The organism is Pseudomonas sp. EB271-G4-1 (assembly GCF_058791355.1).
The window spans coordinates 102,756-119,294 of record NZ_JBYTEO010000011.1 but is presented as its reverse complement, the minus strand read 5'-3'; the positions used below and the strand labels follow the sequence as shown (position 1 = coordinate 119,294).

General features: G+C 61.1%; 14 protein-coding genes. 4 read left to right on the top strand and 10 right to left on the bottom strand.

Going from position 1 to position 16,539, the window contains the following annotated elements:
* Positions 1 to 51: 51 nt before the first annotated feature.
* Positions 52 to 933 carry an EamA family transporter RarD gene (rarD, locus tag AC3WWR_RS08280; RefSeq protein WP_020797210.1) on the bottom strand — a complete coding sequence of 294 codons (882 nt, stop codon included), beginning with the start codon at positions 931 to 933 and terminating at the stop codon, positions 52 to 54.
* 208 nt (positions 934 to 1,141) lie between these two features.
* Positions 1,142 to 2,155, bottom strand: a complete 1,014-nt coding sequence (locus AC3WWR_RS08275; RefSeq protein WP_083349192.1) for an aldo/keto reductase — start codon at positions 2,153 to 2,155, stop codon at positions 1,142 to 1,144.
* A gap of 167 nt (positions 2,156 to 2,322) precedes the next feature.
* On the opposite strand from AC3WWR_RS08275, the gene AC3WWR_RS08270 reads away from it, so the two are divergent.
* Entirely contained in the window at positions 2,323 to 3,444 is a 1,122-nt protein-coding gene (locus AC3WWR_RS08270) for a sugar diacid recognition domain-containing protein (RefSeq protein ID WP_432668207.1), read from the top strand.
* A gap of 220 nt (positions 3,445 to 3,664) precedes the next feature.
* On the top strand, positions 3,665 to 4,807 hold the full coding sequence (locus AC3WWR_RS08265) for a glycerate kinase (RefSeq protein ID WP_432668206.1): 1,143 nt from the start codon (positions 3,665 to 3,667) through the stop codon (positions 4,805 to 4,807).
* Positions 4,808 to 5,120: 313 nt separating this feature from the next.
* Here AC3WWR_RS08265 and AC3WWR_RS08260 read toward each other — a convergent pair whose 3' ends face one another.
* Positions 5,121 to 5,405 carry a helix-turn-helix transcriptional regulator gene (locus tag AC3WWR_RS08260; RefSeq protein ID WP_033040402.1) on the bottom strand — a complete coding sequence of 95 codons (285 nt, stop codon included), beginning with the start codon at positions 5,403 to 5,405 and terminating at the stop codon, positions 5,121 to 5,123.
* Between the two features lie 2 nt (positions 5,406 to 5,407).
* On the opposite strand from AC3WWR_RS08260, the gene AC3WWR_RS08255 reads away from it, so the two are divergent.
* Together AC3WWR_RS08255 and AC3WWR_RS08250 are read left to right on the top strand one after the other, a co-directional pair.
* Positions 5,408 to 5,707, top strand: coding sequence for a hypothetical protein (locus AC3WWR_RS08255; RefSeq protein ID WP_042955339.1), 300 nt, complete (start codon positions 5,408 to 5,410; stop codon positions 5,705 to 5,707).
* 40 nt (positions 5,708 to 5,747) lie between these two features.
* Positions 5,748 to 6,935: a pyridoxal phosphate-dependent aminotransferase gene (locus tag AC3WWR_RS08250; protein WP_033040407.1), complete on the top strand. Its 1,188-nt coding sequence runs from the start codon at positions 5,748 to 5,750 to the stop codon at positions 6,933 to 6,935.
* Positions 6,936 to 7,076: 141 nt separating this feature from the next.
* Here AC3WWR_RS08250 and AC3WWR_RS08245 read toward each other — a convergent pair whose 3' ends face one another.
* The 7 genes from AC3WWR_RS08245 to AC3WWR_RS08215 all read right to left on the bottom strand — a co-directional run bounded on the left by AC3WWR_RS08245 (position 7,077) and on the right by AC3WWR_RS08215 (position 16,532).
* On the bottom strand, positions 7,077 to 8,054 hold the full coding sequence (locus AC3WWR_RS08245; RefSeq protein WP_020797202.1) for a 2-hydroxyacid dehydrogenase: 978 nt from the start codon (positions 8,052 to 8,054) through the stop codon (positions 7,077 to 7,079).
* A 14-nt stretch (positions 8,055 to 8,068) separates the two neighbouring features.
* Positions 8,069 to 9,364 (bottom strand): MFS transporter, encoded by a 1,296-nt coding sequence (locus AC3WWR_RS08240; RefSeq protein ID WP_020797201.1) that lies wholly within the window; start codon positions 9,362 to 9,364, stop codon positions 8,069 to 8,071.
* Between the two features lie 112 nt (positions 9,365 to 9,476).
* Complete coding sequence (locus AC3WWR_RS08235) at positions 9,477 to 10,451, bottom strand: sugar kinase (protein WP_033040412.1); 975 nt, start codon at positions 10,449 to 10,451, stop codon at positions 9,477 to 9,479.
* On the bottom strand, positions 10,444 to 11,226 hold the full coding sequence (locus AC3WWR_RS08230) for a sugar phosphate isomerase/epimerase family protein (protein ID WP_020797199.1): 783 nt from the start codon (positions 11,224 to 11,226) through the stop codon (positions 10,444 to 10,446). The genes AC3WWR_RS08235 and AC3WWR_RS08230 overlap by 8 nt, the downstream gene beginning before the upstream one ends.
* Before the next feature lie 165 nt (positions 11,227 to 11,391).
* A complete protein-coding gene (locus AC3WWR_RS08225; protein ID WP_151141968.1) occupies positions 11,392 to 12,417 on the bottom strand; it encodes a LacI family DNA-binding transcriptional regulator in 1,026 nt (341 codons plus the stop codon).
* A gap of 290 nt (positions 12,418 to 12,707) precedes the next feature.
* Positions 12,708 to 13,349, bottom strand: a complete 642-nt coding sequence (locus tag AC3WWR_RS08220; RefSeq protein WP_020797197.1) for a DUF1345 domain-containing protein — start codon at positions 13,347 to 13,349, stop codon at positions 12,708 to 12,710.
* An 84-nt stretch (positions 13,350 to 13,433) separates the two neighbouring features.
* Positions 13,434 to 16,532 carry a multidrug efflux RND transporter permease subunit gene (locus AC3WWR_RS08215; protein WP_492598635.1) on the bottom strand — a complete coding sequence of 1,033 codons (3,099 nt, stop codon included), beginning with the start codon at positions 16,530 to 16,532 and terminating at the stop codon, positions 13,434 to 13,436.
* Positions 16,533 to 16,539: the final 7 nt, after the last annotated feature.

The following is a 16,539-nucleotide window of genomic DNA, read 5'->3' as shown; positions in this document are numbered from 1 at the left end:
CTCCTACACGGTCCACCTGTAGGAGCTGCCGCAGGCTGCGATCTTTTACTTTCAAGGGCGGCGATGGCGCATCAGGTGCTTGAACCCTTCAAACACCAGCACCAGTACCGCCATCCAGATCGGAATATAGGTCAGCCATTCACCGGGCTTGATGCTTTCCCCCAGCATCAACGCCACGCCCAGCAACAGCACCGGCTCGACGTAGCTCAACAACCCGAACAGGCTGAACGGCAGCAAGCGACTGGCGATGATGTAGACCACCAGCGCCGACGCGCTGATCAAGCCCAGCAGGGGAATCAGCCAAGACAATGCCGGGTGTTGATCGAAGACCCCAAAGCCCTGCTCACCACTGCTCACGAACCAGAATGCGATCGGCAGCATCAGGGTCATGTCGACCCACAGTCCGCCGAGGTTGTCAGTCTTCAGCCATTTGCGCACCACGAAATACAGCGGATAACCCACGACCACTACCAGTGTGGCCCAGGAGAAGCCGCCGACCTGATACAGCTCATTGACCACACCCAGGCTTGCAAAGAACACCGCGATCTTTTGCAGGTACGACAGGCGTTCACCGTAGGCGATGCGCCCTGTCAGCACCATGGCCAGCGGCAACAGGAAGTAGCCCAGCGACACATCGAGGCTGTAGCCATTGAGCGGTGCCCACATGAACAGCCAAAGCTGGACGCCCAGCAACGCCGCCGAGACGAACAGGATGCCGATCAACCTGGGTTGGGCGCAGAACCGACGCAGCAGGTCGGCCACGCGCCGCCATTCGCCCGACCCCAGCATGAACAGGGTCATGCACGGCACGGTCAACAGCATGCGCCAGCCGAAAATCTCCACACCGCTCAACGGCTTGAGCAGTGAAGTGTAGTAATACATGACGGCAAACAGCACCGAGGCTGAAACCGATAAAGCGATACCTTTTGACAAGCTGTCCTCGCGAGGTTGAACGTGAAACGGGGTGCGGAGAATACGTGGTTTTTGTGCTGAATATTGGCCGGATGATCAATATTTACAACATCCCTGTAGGAGCGAGCCTGCTCGCGAAAAACCCGAGGGCGCTGCGGGGCGTCTGGTTTAACGCGCTATCGTTCACGACCATCGCGAGCAGGCTCGCTCCTACAGTGGTTTTGTATGTTCAGTTGGTACGCGGTCTGCGGCCGGACACGAAATGACTCACATCATTGAACCCCGGCGTCGAAGCATGCCCAGGTGTCACCAGCGCATCGATGAAGGCCTCATCCTCAGCCGTGATCTTCACCGCCTGCGCCTTGGTGTAGGCATCCCACTGTTCTTCAGTGCGCGGGCCGACGATGGCCGAGGTCACGGCGCTGTTGTTCAGCACCCAGGCGATGGCGAACTCGACGATCCCCACGCCGCGTTCCTGGGTGTATTGCTGGATCTGCTGGGCGATGCGCAAGGACTCGACACGCCATTCGGTTTCCAGGATGCGTTTGTCGGCACGTCCTGCACGACTGTTCGCGTCCGGCTTGACGTCCGGCGCATATTTGCCGCTGAGCACGCCGCGGGCCAACGGACTGTAGGGCACCACACCCAGGCCGTAATTCTGCGCGGCAGTGATCTGCTCGGTTTCGGCCTGGCGGTTGACGATGTTGTACAGTGGCTGGCTGATCACCGGCCGGTCGACACCGAGCTTGTCGGCCACGCGAATCACCTCGGCGATACGCCAGCCCCGGTAATTCGACAGGCCCCAATAGCGAATCTTGCCTTGGCGAATCAGGTCGCCAATGGCCGACACCGTGACCTCCAGCGGCGTGTTGTGGTCTTCGCGGTGCAGGTAATAGATATCGAGATAGTCAGTGCCCAGGCGCGTCAGGCTGGCGTCGATGCCGTTGAAGATGTGCTTGCGGCTCAGGCCGCTGCGGTTCGGCACACCGTCCACCGGGCCGAAACCGACCTTGGTCGCCAGTACCCATTCGTGACGGTTACCGGCAATCGCCTCGCCGACGATTTCTTCAGAACGGCCATTGGTGTAGACGTCGGCGGTATCGATGAAATTGATGCCCTGGTCCCAGGCCTTGTCGATGATCCGCAGGGAATCTTCGGTATTGGTCTGCTCACCAAACATCATGGTGCCCAGGGTCAGGGTCGACACCTGCAGGCCCGAATGACCCAGCGTGCGGTAGCTCATGAGGAAATCCTTTTGCCGGTGGGAAAGGCTCAATCAAATACCACAATGGCATAGCGGGGCAAAAGCCCTGTGACAGGCAAGGTCTCTTTATCATGATTTCTGGCGATGCAAAGGGTAACGTTGATCAACCTGTGAGTCTCGACCACCCCGTTTCAAGGAACCCCGTTATGTTCGAACTCGATCACGACCTGGCCCAGGACATCGTCGACCGGGCAATGGCCATCCTGCCGTACAACGTCAACGTCATGGACAGCCAGGGCCTGATCCTCGGCAGTGGCGAGCCGGAGCGGGTCAACACCCGGCATGAAGGCGCGCAACTGGTGTTGGCCAACGGCCGTGTGGTTGAGATCGACGCACAGACCGCGATCCACCTCAAGGGCGTGCAGCCGGGCATCAACCTGCCGCTGATGCTCGACCAGCGCTTGATCGGCGTGCTGGGCATCACCGGCGATCCCGAACAATTGCGTACCTACGCGGAACTGGTGCGCATGACCGCCGAGATGCTGGTGGGCCAGCGCAACCAACAGGCCGAGAAGCAGTGGCGGAGCCAGCGTTGCGATGACCTGCTGGCGTTGCTGCTGAGTGACGGCGGCAACTCGCCGCGCTTGATCGACGAAGCGCAACAGCTTGGGCTTAAACCGCAATTGACGCGGGTGCCTTACCTGTTCGAACTGGGCCAGGAGCAGGGACCGGGGCACTCCGTCGAAGCGCTCAGCGCCTGGCTGACCAGTCGTTACCCGGACAGTTGGTGCGTGAGTTCGGCCAAGTCTTCGTTGCTGTGGTGCCGACCGACGAACCAGGCCGTCGACAACGAGCGGCTGCTGGAAAAACTCGACGGCCTGGGCTGGAACATCCTGCGCATTGCCGTGGGTGGGCAGGCGGATGGGCTGACAGGATTGCGCCGCGGCTATCGTAGGGTCGGCGACTTGCTGGCCTATGGGCGCGAGGTGTTGCCCCAATCCCGTTTGCTGACGCTTACCCGCTATCGGCTGCCGGTATTGCTGTGGCGCCATCGCAACGAAGATGCACTGGACGAACTGCTTGAGCCGTTGCGTAAAGTCATTGCCAGGGACAACAACGGCCAGTTACTGGCGACCTTGCGCAGTTGGTGCGAACACGATGGCCAGAGCCAGGCCTGCGCCGATGCGCTGGGCATCCACCGCAACAGCCTGCGCTACCGGATGGAGCGCATTGCAGAACTCAGTGGCGTTGATCCGTTACGCCTGGACGGCATGCTCGCCCTCTATCTCGGCGTACAGCTGCTCTCCGAAACCGCCCCAACTCCCTGACCAAAACCCGCCCCCCCTGTAGGAGCTGCCGCAGGCTGCGATCTTTTGACTTTGCTTTTCAAGGTCAAGATCAAAAGATCGCAGCCTGCGGCAGCTCCTACATGGAAAGCATAAGATTTGTGGGAATGAACAATAATCCTCGATGCCCGTTGTGCAGCGGCCTGGCGTTATTGTTCGTGCCGGCTGGCAGCATGGATAGCATTGGAACTGGAGAACCCCCATGAAAATCGTCATCGCCCCCGACTCGTTCAAGGACAGCCTCAGCGCTCAAGGCGTGGCCGACGCCATTGCCCTCGGTCTGGCAGAGGTGTGGCCCGATGCGCAATTGATTAAATGCCCGATGGCCGACGGCGGGGAAGGGACGGTCGAGTCGGTGCTTGCCGCGTGTGCTGGCGAGCTGCATCGCACGACGGTTCACGGGCCGCTCGGCGTAGCCGTCGATGCTGCCTGGGGCTGGTTGCCCCACAGCCATACGGCGATCATCGAAATGGCCGAAGCCAGTGGTTTGCAGCTGGTTCCGGTCGACCGCCGCGATGCCTGCATCAGCAGCACTTTCGGCACCGGTGAATTGATTCGCGCTGCCCTCGACGCCGGGGCGCAACGTATCATTCTGGCCATCGGCGGCAGTGCGACCAATGACGCCGGCGCAGGGGCAATGCAAGCCTTGGGCGTGAAGTTGCTCGATGCACAGGGGCAAATCCTCGCACCGGGCGGCTTGGCACTGTCACAGCTGGCCCGCATCGATATGAGTGGCATCGACCCACGCTTGGCCGAGGTGCGCTTCGACATCGCCGCCGACGTGAACAATCCATTGTGCGGTGCTCACGGCGCGTCGGCCATTTTCGGCCCGCAAAAAGGCGCAACGCCTGCGCAGGTCGAACAACTGGATCTTGCCCTCGGGCACTTTGCCGACCACTGCGCAAAAGCCTTGAGCAAAGACGTGCGCGACGAACCGGGCAGCGGCGCAGCAGGCGGCCTGGGGTTTGCCGCCAAGGCGTTCCTGGGGGCGCAGTTCAAGGCCGGGGTGGAAGTGGTCGCCGAGCTGGTGGGGCTGGCCGATGCGGTTGCCGGTGCTGATCTGGTGATCACCGGCGAAGGCCGCTTCGATGCACAGACATTGCGCGGCAAAACACCCTTTGGCGTGGCGCGTATTGCTCGTGAATGCGGTGTTCCGGTCATCGTCATTGCCGGTACGTTGGGCGAGGGCTATCAAGCCTTGTATGCCCATGGTATCGACGCCGCGTTTGCCCTGACGAGCGGGCCGATGACATTGGCGCAAGCCTGCAGCGAAGCGCCACGTCTATTGCGTGAGCGAGCGGGTGATGTAGCGCGGGTCTGGCGGATGGCCGCTCGTGCGGCCTGACGCGCCTGGGGAGTCAGTTTTATTGTCAGGACGATCACCAGGGCACAGGGCATTTTCAGCCCTGGCGACCACTGAGCATGTGAAATCGGCAAAGGAGGAGAGAACCATTTCGATGCCTGTCAGTACGACCGGATGATCGTCGGCAATGATGATTCGCAGCCCTTTGTTCGGTCGGTGCCCATGGGACACTGGCGCATCGTCACAGGCACTGGCGTGGTAGAGGTCAAACGGTCGGGATCGAGGTATGGGGTCCCGGCTCATGAATTGTCTCAACAGGGGTCAATGAGAAGCCGACCGCTGAAGAGACAGGGGGTCAAGGTGACTGGATCAGACCTTGTTGCAGTGCCATCACCATGGCGATCCAGCGCGATCTCACGCCGAATTTCCGGCGAATATTGCAAAAGTGATAATTCACACCTGCTTCAGTGCATTGAACGATTTGCGCGATTTCCCAGGACGATTTGCCCAGAGCTGTCCACTTCAAGCACTCCTGTTCCCGAGCCGTCAGCTTGATCGCTTTCGGTTGAGGGCTCTCCTGTGATTGGAAATTGGCCTGTGTGGGCGTTGATCGAACTGATCCGATATTGGCACGGTACATAGTTGAATCTCCCATTCATCATCTTTGACGGCGTGGGCGCGGCGGAATCTTCCTACATCTTGATGGCATGGTTCGCGCGGCCGTCCTTCAGGCACCTGATTCAGGGCTGGAGGCTCGACTTCCTTATAGCGCGAATCACTCCACTTGGAACCTGTCACAAATTACAGGTGCTGGACCTTAATCCGACTGCGCCGAGTTGGCTGTCAGTAAAAGAACCCAGCCATGTAGGAGGATTTGCTGAATTTCTGTTGCCTAACCCGTTCGTCGATTTCATCGAGGTAGTGGCGCGTGGCGCGATTTGAGATAGGGTTGACTCAGGAACTCGCGCGATTGGAGAACTACATGCGCTATTCAGGCTTGACCCAACGCATCGCCGGAGATGGCGCTGCGGCCTGGCAGATTCACGACCGCGCACTGCAAATGCGCGAACAAGGCGTCGACGTACTGCTGCTATCGGTCGGCGACCCGGATTTCGATACACCCAGCCCCATCGTCCAGGCCGCCATCAACAGTTTGCTGGCGGGCGACACTCATTACTCGCAGGTGCGCGGAAGTCGGGGTTTGCGCGACAGCATTGCCCGCCGTCATCGGCGTCGAAGTGGTCAAGTGGTGGATGCCGATCACGTGATCGTGATGCCCGGTGCGCAATGTGCGGTTTATTCGGTCGCGCAATGCCTGCTCGATCCGGGGGACGAAGTGATCGTTGCCGAGCCGATGTACGTAACGTATGAAGGCGTATTCGGCGCGTGCGGGGCCACTGTGGTGCCGGTGGCGGTGCGTCCGGAGAACGGCTTTCGGGTCGATCCGGCGGATGTGGCGGCCCGCATCACACCCAAGACCCGCGCGCTGTTGCTCAACAGTCCGAACAACCCCTCCGGCGCCAGTTTGTCGCTGATGATCTGGCAGGAGCTGGCCTTGCTGTGTGTGCGTCACGATCTTTGGTTGATCAGCGATGAGGTCTACGGCGATCTGCTGTACGAAGGCGAACACATCAGCCCGGCCAGCTTGCCGGGCATGGCCGAGCGCACCGCGACCATCGACAGCCTGTCCAAATCCCACGCCATGAGCGGTTGGCGAGTGGGTTGGGTGATCGGACCGAAAACCTTGAACGACCACCTGGAACATCTCTCGTTGAGCATGCTGTTTGGCATTCCGGAGTTCGTTCAGAAGGCGGCGCAACTGGCGCTGGATGAAGACCTGCCGGAGGTGGCGCTGATGCGTGAAGAATATCGCCAGCGCCGCGACCTGGTGTGTACGCGCCTGAACCAATGCCCGGGTATCAGGGCCATTCGCCCGGATGGTGGGATGTTCGTGATGGCCGACGTGCGCCAGACCGGGTTGTCCGCCCAGCATTTCGCCGAGCGGCTGCTGGAGGGGTATGGCGTGTCGGTACTGGCAGGTGAGGCGTTCGGGCCGAGTGCGGCGGGGCATATCCGCATTGGGCTGGTGGTGGACCGGCGCAAACTGGCGGATGCCTGTCAGCGAATTGGGCAGTGCGCCATGGACCTTCTGGAGGCGCGGCGGGCCTGACAGTTTTTTGTTGTTCGGACCGGCCCCTTCGCGGGCAAGCCCGCTCCCACAGGGTCTGATGTGGACACGGATTTTGTGATCACCACCGACACTGTGGGAGCGGGCTTGCCTGAGAAGACGGCCTGACGGACAACTAATTCCTCAAGCCTTCCACGCCCGCACATTCACCAGATTAGCCGGCCGTTCACCCGCCAACGCCGCCAACAGATTTTCCACCGCACACCGCGCCATTGCCTCCCGTGTCTCATGGGTCGCCGAGCCCATGTGTGGCGTTGCCACCACGTTGTCCATCTGCAACAGCGGCGAGTCCAGGTCCAGCGGCTCACGCTCGAACACATCCAGCCCCGCTGCGCGAATCTGCCCCGCACGCAGTGCCTCGGTCAACGCCGCTTCATCCACCACTTTGCCTCGGGAGATATTGATGAAGATGCTTTGCGGGCGCATCAGGGCAAATTCTTCGGTGCCGATCAGCCGCTCGGTTTGCGCGGTCAACGGCAAGGTCAGGCAGATGAAATCCGCCTGCTGCAACAGCTCGCCCAGGCTGCGGTACTGCGCATTGAAACGCTGCTCGACTGCAGGTTTTGGCGAATGGCTGTGGTAGATGACCGGCATGCCGAAACCGAAGTGTCCGCGCTGGGCCAGTGCCTCGCCGATACGGCCCATGCCAATGATGCCCAGGGTTTTGCCATGCACGTCGCTGCCGAAATGTGCGGGGCCGAGGTTACGCTGCCAACGGCCTTCGCGAACCATATTGGCCAGTTCCACCACGCGTCGAGCGGTGGCTAGAATCAACGCAAAACCGGTATCGGCGGTGGTTTCGGTGAGCACGTCCGGTGTATTGCTGAGCAGGATGCGGCGCTCGGTCAGGTAGTCGATGTCGTAGTTGTCGACGCCCACCGAGACGCTGGCGATGGCTTCAAGGTCGGGCGCCAGGTCGAGCAGTTCGGCATCCAGCTTCAGACTGGCACCGAGCAGGCCGTGAGCGCGGGGCAGGGCATCGCGCAATCGGGCCAGGCCATCGGCGTCGAGGTTTTCGATCAGCGTCACTTCGGCCTGCTCGTGCAAGCGAGCCATCAGCAGCGGCGAGAGTTTCTTGTACAGAACAACCTGCTTTTTCATTGTCGTCATCCAATTCAGGAATGTGCAGCGGTGCGGGTTAATGCGACCGTGGGCCGTTCCCGGTCACTGGCGCCGGGCTTGAGGCAAATCGTCAGCACCACCGAGAGCATCAGCGCGCCGCTCATCAACAGGTAGGACGCGCCGGGCGAGCCGGTGGAGCTGTTCAGGTAACCGACCAGGTAGGAGCCGCCAAACGAACCGAGGGCGCCCATGCTGTTGATCAGCGCCATCGCGCCGCCGGCGACGTTGGCTGGGAGGATCTCCGGGATGATCGCGAAGAACGGTCCGTAAGGTGCGTACATGCAGGCACCGGCAATCACCAGCAACGTGTAGGACCACCAGAAATGTTCGGCGCCCAAGGCGTAGGAGCCATAGAAAGCGAATGAGGCGATCAGCAGCGGCGGCCAGACGAAGCGCTTGCGTTTTTGCAGTTTGTCCGAGCCCCAGGACACCAGCAGCATGCCGATCACCGCCGCCAGGTAAGGCAACGCCGACAGCCAGCCGGCTTGCACCATGTCCATCTGTGCACCGGCCTTGAGGATTGAAGGCAGCCACAGCACGAAGCCGTAGACGCCGATGCTCCAGCAGAAAAACTGCAGGGCCAGGAGGATGACTTTCGGCGAGCGGAAGGCTTCGGCGTAGTTCTTCACTGCCTTGATGCCGACTTGCTCGGCGGCCAGGGCGCTTTCCAGGTCCTGCTTTTCCTGGTCGTTGAGCCACTTGGCCTGGGACGGACGATCATCGGCCAGACGCCACCAGATGAAGGCCCAGAACACTGCTGGCAGACCTTCGACGATGAACATCCAGCGCCAGCTGTAATGCTGCACCAGATAACCCGAGACCACCGACATCCACAGCATGGTCACCGGGTTGCCGAGGATCAGGAAAGTGTTGGCCCGCGAGCGTTCGGCGCGGGTGAACCAATGGCACAGATAGATCAGCATGGCCGGCATCACTGCGGCCTCGACCACCCCAAGCATGAAGCGGATGACGATCAGCCAGTAGGCGTTGGAGACGATACCGGTCAAGGTTGCCAGACTGCCCCAGAGGATAAGGCTGACGAAAATCAGCTTCTTCACGCTGTGTTTCTGCGCATAGATCGCCCCCGGCACCTGGAAGAAAAAGTAGCCGAGGAAGAACAGCGCGCCGAGCATCGACGACAGGCCCGGAGTGATCATCAGGTCGGCCGCCATGCCCGAGGCGGCGGCGAAGCCGTAGTTGGCGCGGTCCAGATACGCCAGGCTGTAGGTGATAAAGACGATGGGCATGATGTACCACCAGCGGCGGGTGGCGAGGGTTGCGGTTTTCATGGGTGGTGCTCCTGAGCTTGTTGTTTTTGTCGCAGCAGGTAACGGTGATCGTTCCCACGGTCCGCGTGGGAATGCCTCTAGGGACGCTCCGCGTCCCCTGTGACGCAGAGCGTCACGGGCTGCATTCCCACGCAGGAGCGTAGGAACGAGCGGCGAAAGGGGGAGGCAGTTCGGCTCGGGTTGGTAACCCCTCCATATCCCCCCGGCTCTGCACCGCGCGGCTGCCAATCCAGTTGGCCCGCTGCACGGCGTCGGCAAAGCTGTGGTTCTCGAGCAGAGCACTGATCATGCCCACGGCAAATCCATCACCGGCACCCACCGTATCGATCACTGTTTGCACCGGCACGCCAGCGACAAACCCCTGATCCTGTTGAGTGCGGTAGTAAGCGCCATGCGGGCCGAGTTTGATCGCCACCGCCTCGGCGCCCTGATCGAGGTAGAACGCGGCGATGTCGGCCGGATCGTCAAAACCGGTGAGCAAGCGCCCCTCGCTGAGCCCTGGCAACACCCAATGGGCAAGCGCGGCGAGGCGGTTGATCTCGCTGATCATCTGTTGCTCGCTGGCCCACAGGCTGGGGCGCAGGTTCGGATCGAACGATACGCTGCGGCCGGCCTCGCGCATGCGCGTCATCAATTCGAACGACATTTGCCGGGCGGTTTCCGACAGCGCTGGCGGGATGCCAGTGGCGTGCAGGTGTCGGGCATTGAGCAATTGGGGCACGATCGAGTGTGGTGACAGGTGACTGGCCGCCGAACCGCGGCGGAAATACTCGACGGCGGGGTCGCTGCCATCCTCGGTGCGCGACTTGAGTTGGAAACCGGTGGGGTGAGCGGTGTCGATGTCGACATGGCGGCAGTCCACGCCTTCCTTCTCCAGTGTATCGATCACGAAGCGGCCCAGTGAATCGGCACCGACCCGGCTCAGCCATGCGACCTTGAAGCCCAGGCGCGACAGGCCGATGGCGACGTTGCTGTCCGCGCCGGCGATGCGTTTGTGGAACTGGCCGACGCTGGCCAGATCACCGGCCTGCTCGGCGACGAACATCGCCATGGTTTCGCCGAACGACAGGATATCGATCTCAGACATGTGCATTCTCCCGCTGCGGCTGGCCCAGATGGGCGAGAGCGGCGACGTGTTCGCGGGTCAACTGCACCAGGTCATCGCCTTGCAACGGGTATTCCGCCGCGCGCATGACACCTTGGGCCATGTGCCGCAGCAGGTGTTCCCACTGTTGCAGGTCGCTGGCGGCGGGCGGTATGGCGACCAGCTTGCCGTCGGTGCGACGGGTCACCGCTTTGCAGTGCACATAGTCCACATGGCGCCCGAGCAATCGCGCAGCGCTCGCTGGCGACTGGTCCTGCCAGTGCCAATTGCCGATATCGAAGGTCATCCTGATTGGCAGGCTGTGCTGCTCGACTTGCGCGAAAAAGCGCTGGAAGGGCTCGATGCGACCGCCGTGCAGGGTCTGGTCGTTTTCCACCAGCAACTGCACGGCATTCTCGCGCAGTAGCCGGGCGAGGGTTTGCAGATCGCTGTTGTCGGTGAAATAGCCCAGCGACACTTTTAGCCATTTGGCGCCAAAAGCCTGGGCCCGTTGCAGGGCGGCAATCAGTTCAGGGTTGGGTTTGGATTGACCCGCCAGCCACAGCTCAATCGGCGAGGAATACACGCTCTCCAGACCCTCGGCTTGAGAGGCAATGGCCAGTTGAGCGGGGTCCTCGTTGGTCAGTAGCTCTTCGCGCCACTCAATTCGCGAGGCTCCGGCAGCGGCCAGTATTTCGATAAAACTGCCCTGGCCACGTTGGCGCACAAGATCGGCACCGTAGCTGGAGAGGCTGATGGAAACGGCGGGTGTATTCATTGTTTTTCTACCTCTGAAACCGGTTTCATTTTTGTTCAAAAAATATCGATCTTTAGGGCGCCATCTCGAGCAGGCCCGCTCCAACAGGGTTTTGTGTTGTACAAAAATTGCGCGTACACCGGGTTCCCTGTGGGAGCGAGCCTGCTCGCGATGAGGCCGGAACAATCACCGAAGATCTCCAAGTGTCGATCCCCGCACAATCAATCTCGCCGAAAAATCCAAGGTCCGCACCGCACCATCATCCCCCCGCAAACGCTTGAGCAAACACTCAAACGCACTGGCGCCAATTTCGGTGGTCGGTTGGGCGAGGGCGGTGATGCCGCTACCCACCAGCGGGTACCAATCCAGGTCATCGAGGGCGATCAGGCCGACATCCGCGAACAGGTGGCAGTTGAGTTCGCGCAATGAATGGGTGCTGGCCAACGCCGCAATCCCATTCGCGCAAAACAGCGCTTTGGGACCGGGCCCTGGCGTGTCGAGAAAGGTTTTCAGATTGGCAGTCAGCTCGCTGCCGGTCTCAGTGATGGCCCCGCGAAGCGCGGGCCGCTGCTCGATCATCGCCTTGAAGCTGCTGACACGTTCGATCCGCGAGCTGGTGCCGTCAAAGGGTTCGGTCACCAGCAGCACGTCGCGGTAACCGCGTTCTTCAAGATGGGTAAGGGCCATGTCGACGGCTGCCGGGTTGTCCAGCCCTACCATGTCACTCTCGAGGTGCTCCACCTTGCGATCCACCAATACCAACGGCATTTCCCGATGCAGTTCGTGCAATTCGTCACGGTGATGGCCGAGGGTGTTCACGATCAGGCCTTCGATGTTGTACGAACGCAGCAGCGCCAGGTGCTGGCGTTCCTGCTCGTCGTCACGGTCGGTGTTGCACACCACCAGGCTGTAGCCGTGCTGACGGCAGGCGGTTTCTACCCCGTGCATCACGGCAATCGAATAAGGGTTGCGGATGTCGGCCACCAACATGCCGATCAGGCGCGTGCGGCCGCGCTTAAGACCGCGGGCCATCTGGTTCGGGCGGTAGCCCAGTTCGGCAATGGCCTGCTCGATGCGCTCGGCAATGGCATCGGAGAGCAGGGCGCGATCCTCGCCGATGAAGCGCGACACGCTGGCTTTGGACACCTTGGCGTGTTCGGCGACATCAAGCATGGTCACGCGGCTGCGCTGGGCGGCGGAGAAATCGTTCACGGTCTGAAAACCTTGTTATTGGATTTATTGGGTTTGGCGCATAGCGCTGAAACCGGTTTCAGGAAACACCAAAAACCAATCGTTCGTCAAGGGTCGGGATGATCATCAAGTGAAGAATGTCGACGGATGGAGGTCAGGCCAATGCACTCAACCGGGCCGAGCCCAGCGATAAAGGAGGTCGAGCCCGTTATGTGGGATCATCTGCGTCTGTCAGGCGGGTTGCCGACGTATGAAACGCCAGCGCGGAGAGATCGCCCTGGTTAGCGAGATAACGACGGAGTAAGGCAACGTCAGCCAAACAACCCGGCGGCGATATTGACCGAAAACCCCAATATCGCCGTGTTGAACAAAAAGCCTATCAACGACTGCGCCAGGACAATCTTACGCATCTCCCGGGTGGCCACGCCGACATCCGAAGTCTGCACTGCCACGCCGATGGTGAACGAGAAATACAGGAAGTCCCAATAGTTGGGTGTGGTCAAGCCTTCGGCAAAACGCAGTGCAGGTTCTTTGCCATTCCAGGTGTAATACAGCCGCGCATAGTGCACGCTGAAAATCACCCCGATCAGCAACCATGAACCGATGACAGTCAATGCGGTGAAGCTGTAGTGCAGCAGCTTGCGGGAGGTTTCCAGGTCTTTGCTGCCGGCCAGTTCGAAGGCGATGGTCGCCAGGCTGGCAATCGCTGCGATGCACACCACGAATAGCACCAGCCCGGCGTTTTCGTCTTCGATATCGGCGATGCGTTTCACATCGGTCGCCTTGGAGCGCACGATGAGCCAGAACATCAGCAGCAGATAGGTCCAGACCCCGACGTTCCAGCCGATAAGAATTTTGCTGATGATCGAGTCGGCCGGAACCAGGATGCCAGCCGCGATGCCGAAGGTGACGGCGGCGGACAGGCGAGGGTGGGTGTGAGTGAGGTAGGGCATGGAGGCTCACTGTGGCAGGGCGTCAGTGCACCATAGCGCAGGAAATTTGTAGGAGCGAGCATGCTCCTACAGGGGTGGTGTTGGTTATAGGTTTTTATGGCGCTTGCGCACCCGTTTCATCACCACCACAAAAAACACCGGCACGAAGATCACGGCCAGGGTCGCGGTGATCATTCCGCCGATTACCCCGGTGCCGATGGCTTGCTGGCTGGCTGAACTGGCGCCGGTCGCGATCGCCAACGGCACCACGCCGAGGATGAACGCCAGCGAGGTCATGACGATAGGCCGCAGGCGCAAGCGTGCGGCTTGCAGGGTGGCGTCGATCAAGTCGTGGCCTTCGTCGTACAGGCTCTTGGCGAATTCGATGATCAGGATCGCGTTTTTTGCCGACAGGCCGATGATGGTGATCAGGCCGACCTTGAAGAACACATCGTTGGGCATGCCGCGCAGTGTCACCGCGAGCACTGCGCCGAGTACACCCAGTGGCACCACCAGCAAAACTGAGGTCGGGATCGACCAGCTCTCGTACAACGCCGCCAGGCACAGGAACACGATCAACAGCGACAAACCGAGCAGGATCGGCGCCTGGCTGCCGGACAAACGTTCTTGCAACGACAGCCCGGTCCACTCCTGGCCCAATCCGGCCGGACCTTGCGCCACCAGCCGTTCGATTTCCGCCATGGCCTGGCCGGTGCTGTGGCCGGGTGTCGGCTCGCCGGAGATGCTGATCGCCGGATAACCGTTGTAACGGGTCAGTTGCGCCGGGCCCTGGGTCCATTCGGCCTGGGTGAAGGCCGATAGAGGCACCATTTTTCCGTTGTTGTTGCGTACGTGAATCTTCAGCAGATCGGCGACCTGGCTGCGTTGATCGCCTTCAGACTGGACCACCACCCGTTGCATCCGCCCCTGGTTGGGAAAGTCATTGATGTACGTCGAACCGATCGCGGTGGAGAGCACGCTGCCGATGTCGGCAAACGACACGCCCAAAGCGTTGGCCTGCTGACGGTCGACGACCAACCGCACTTGCGGCGCTTCGGCCAGGGCGCTTTCGCGCACGTTCATCAGTACCGGGCTCTTTTCAGCCGCCGCGAGCAATTCACTGCGCGCCTGCATCAGCGTGGCATGGCCGAGGCCGCCGCGATCCTGTAAGCGAAATTCGAAACCACTGGACGTGCCCAGGCCATCGACGGGTGGCGGCAGTACCGAAAACGCCATGGCATCCTTGATCTGGCTGAGGGCAGCGTTGGCCCGGTCGGCAATGGCAGCGGCCGAGTCCTTGACGCCTCTTTCGGACCAATCCTTCAACGTACTGAACGCCAGCGCCGCGTTCTGGCCACTGCCGGAGAAGCTGAAACCGAGAATGACCACGCTGTCGCTGATGCCCGGTTCGCCGGCATTGTGCGCTTCGATCTGCTCGACCACCTGCACCGTACGGTGCTTGCTCGCGCCGGGTGGCAATTGAATGTCGGTGATGGTGTAGCCCTGGTCTTCCACCGGCAGGAACGAGGAGGGCAGGCGCATGAAACACACACCCAGGGCCACCAGCAGCACCGCGTAGATCAACAGGTAACGCCCGGTGCGCTGCAATGCATAGGCAACCCAGCCCTGATAACGCTCGGTAAGTCGCTCGAAGCGGCGGTTGAACCCGCCAAAGAATCCGGTCTTCTCGTGGTGTACGCCTTGGGCAATCGGTTTGAGCAAGGTCGCGCACAGCGCGGGGGTCAAGGTCAGGGCGAGGAAGGCCGAGAACAGGATCGAGGTGGCCATCGACAGCGAGAACTGTTGGTAGATCACCCCGACCGAACCCGGCATGAAGGCCATCGGAATGAACACCGCCACCAGCACCAGGGTGATGCCGATGATCGCCCCGGTGATCTGCTTCATCGCCTTGCGGGTCGCCTCCCTGGGCGACAGGCCTTCGCTGGCCATGATCCGCTCGACGTTCTCCACCACGACGATCGCGTCATCCACCAGGATACCGATGGCCAGCACCATGCCGAACATGGTCAGCACGTTGATGGAAAACCCCAGGGCCAACATGGTCGCGAAGGTGCCCATCAGCGCCACCGGCACCACCAGCGTGGGTATCAGGGTGTAGCGGATGTTCTGCAGGAACAGGAACATCACCGCGAACACCAGCAACATCGCCTCGCCGAGGGTGTAGACCACCTTGGTGATCGAGACCTTGACGAAAGGCGAGGTGTCGTAAGGAATCGTGTACTGGACGCCCGCGGGGAAGTAGCGCGACAGTTCGTCCATCTTGGCCCTCACCAGGGTCGCGGTGTTCAGGGCATTGGCCCCCGGTGACAACTGGACGCCGACGGCAGTCGACGGCTTGCCGTTCAGGCGCGTGGAAAACTGGTAGTCCTGACTGCCGATCTCGACCCGCGCGACATCGCCGATGCGCACCGTGGAACCATCAGGGTTGGCCTTGAGCACGATGGCGGCGAACTCTTCAGGGCTCGACAGCTGGCCTTTGACCAGGATGGTCGCGGTGATTTCCTGAGTCGTGCGGCTCGGCAAATCGCCAATGCTGCCGGCTGAGACCTGAGCGTTTTGCGCGACGATGGCGGCGTTGACATCCGCCGGGGTCAGGTTGAAACCGATCAACTTGCGCGGGTCAATCCAGATGCGCATGGCGCGCTCGGCGCCATACAGCTGCGCCTTGCCGACGCCGTCGAGGCGCTTGATCTCGTTCATCACGTTGCGCGCCAGGTAGTCGCTGAGCGCCACGTCGTCCAGCTTGCCGTCGCTTGAGGTGAGGGCGATCAACAGCAGGAAGCCGGCGGACACTTTTTCCACCTGCAAGCCTTGCTGGTTCACCGCCTGCGGCAGACGCGACTCCACCACCTTGAGGCGGTTCTGCACGTCGACCTGGGCCATTTCCGGATCGGTGCCCGGCTGGAAAGTGGCCTTGATCGTGGCGCTGCCCAGGCTGCTCTGCGATTCGAAGTACAACAGATGGTCGGCGCCGTTGAGTTCTTCCTCGATCAGGCTGACCACGCTTTCGTCCACGGTCTGCGCTGACGCACCGGGGTACACGGCATAGATTTCGATTTGCGGCGGTGCGACGTTGGGGTATTGCGCCACCGGCAACTGCGTAATGGCCAGGGCACCGGCCAACAGGATGAACAGCGCGACCACCCAGGCGAACACCGGGCGATCGATAAAGAACTGCGGCATAAACAAG

Bases quoted from the DNA above. Each gene is read 5' to 3' on its own strand.
- AC3WWR_RS08275 (WP_083349192.1), bottom strand. From the start codon at position 2,155: ATGAGCTACCGCACGCTGGGTCATTCGGGCCTGCAGGTGTCGACCCTG.
- AC3WWR_RS08270 (WP_432668207.1), top strand. From the start codon at position 2,323: ATGTTCGAACTCGATCACGACCTGGCCCAGGACATCGTCGACCGGGCA.
- AC3WWR_RS08265 (WP_432668206.1), top strand. From the start codon at position 3,665: ATGAAAATCGTCATCGCCCCCGACTCGTTCAAGGACAGCCTCAGCGCT.
- AC3WWR_RS08260 (WP_033040402.1), bottom strand. From the start codon at position 5,405: ATGTACCGTGCCAATATCGGATCAGTTCGATCAACGCCCACACAGGCC.
- AC3WWR_RS08250 (WP_033040407.1), top strand. From the start codon at position 5,748: ATGCGCTATTCAGGCTTGACCCAACGCATCGCCGGAGATGGCGCTGCG.
- AC3WWR_RS08245 (WP_020797202.1), bottom strand. From the start codon at position 8,054: ATGAAAAAGCAGGTTGTTCTGTACAAGAAACTCTCGCCGCTGCTGATG.
- AC3WWR_RS08240 (WP_020797201.1), bottom strand. From the start codon at position 9,364: ATGAAAACCGCAACCCTCGCCACCCGCCGCTGGTGGTACATCATGCCC.
- AC3WWR_RS08235 (WP_033040412.1), bottom strand. From the start codon at position 10,451: ATGTCTGAGATCGATATCCTGTCGTTCGGCGAAACCATGGCGATGTTC.
- AC3WWR_RS08230 (WP_020797199.1), bottom strand. From the start codon at position 11,226: ATGAATACACCCGCCGTTTCCATCAGCCTCTCCAGCTACGGTGCCGAT.
- AC3WWR_RS08220 (WP_020797197.1), bottom strand. From the start codon at position 13,349: ATGCCCTACCTCACTCACACCCACCCTCGCCTGTCCGCCGCCGTCACC.
- AC3WWR_RS08215 (WP_492598635.1), bottom strand. From the start codon at position 16,532: ATGCCGCAGTTCTTTATCGATCGCCCGGTGTTCGCCTGGGTGGTCGCG.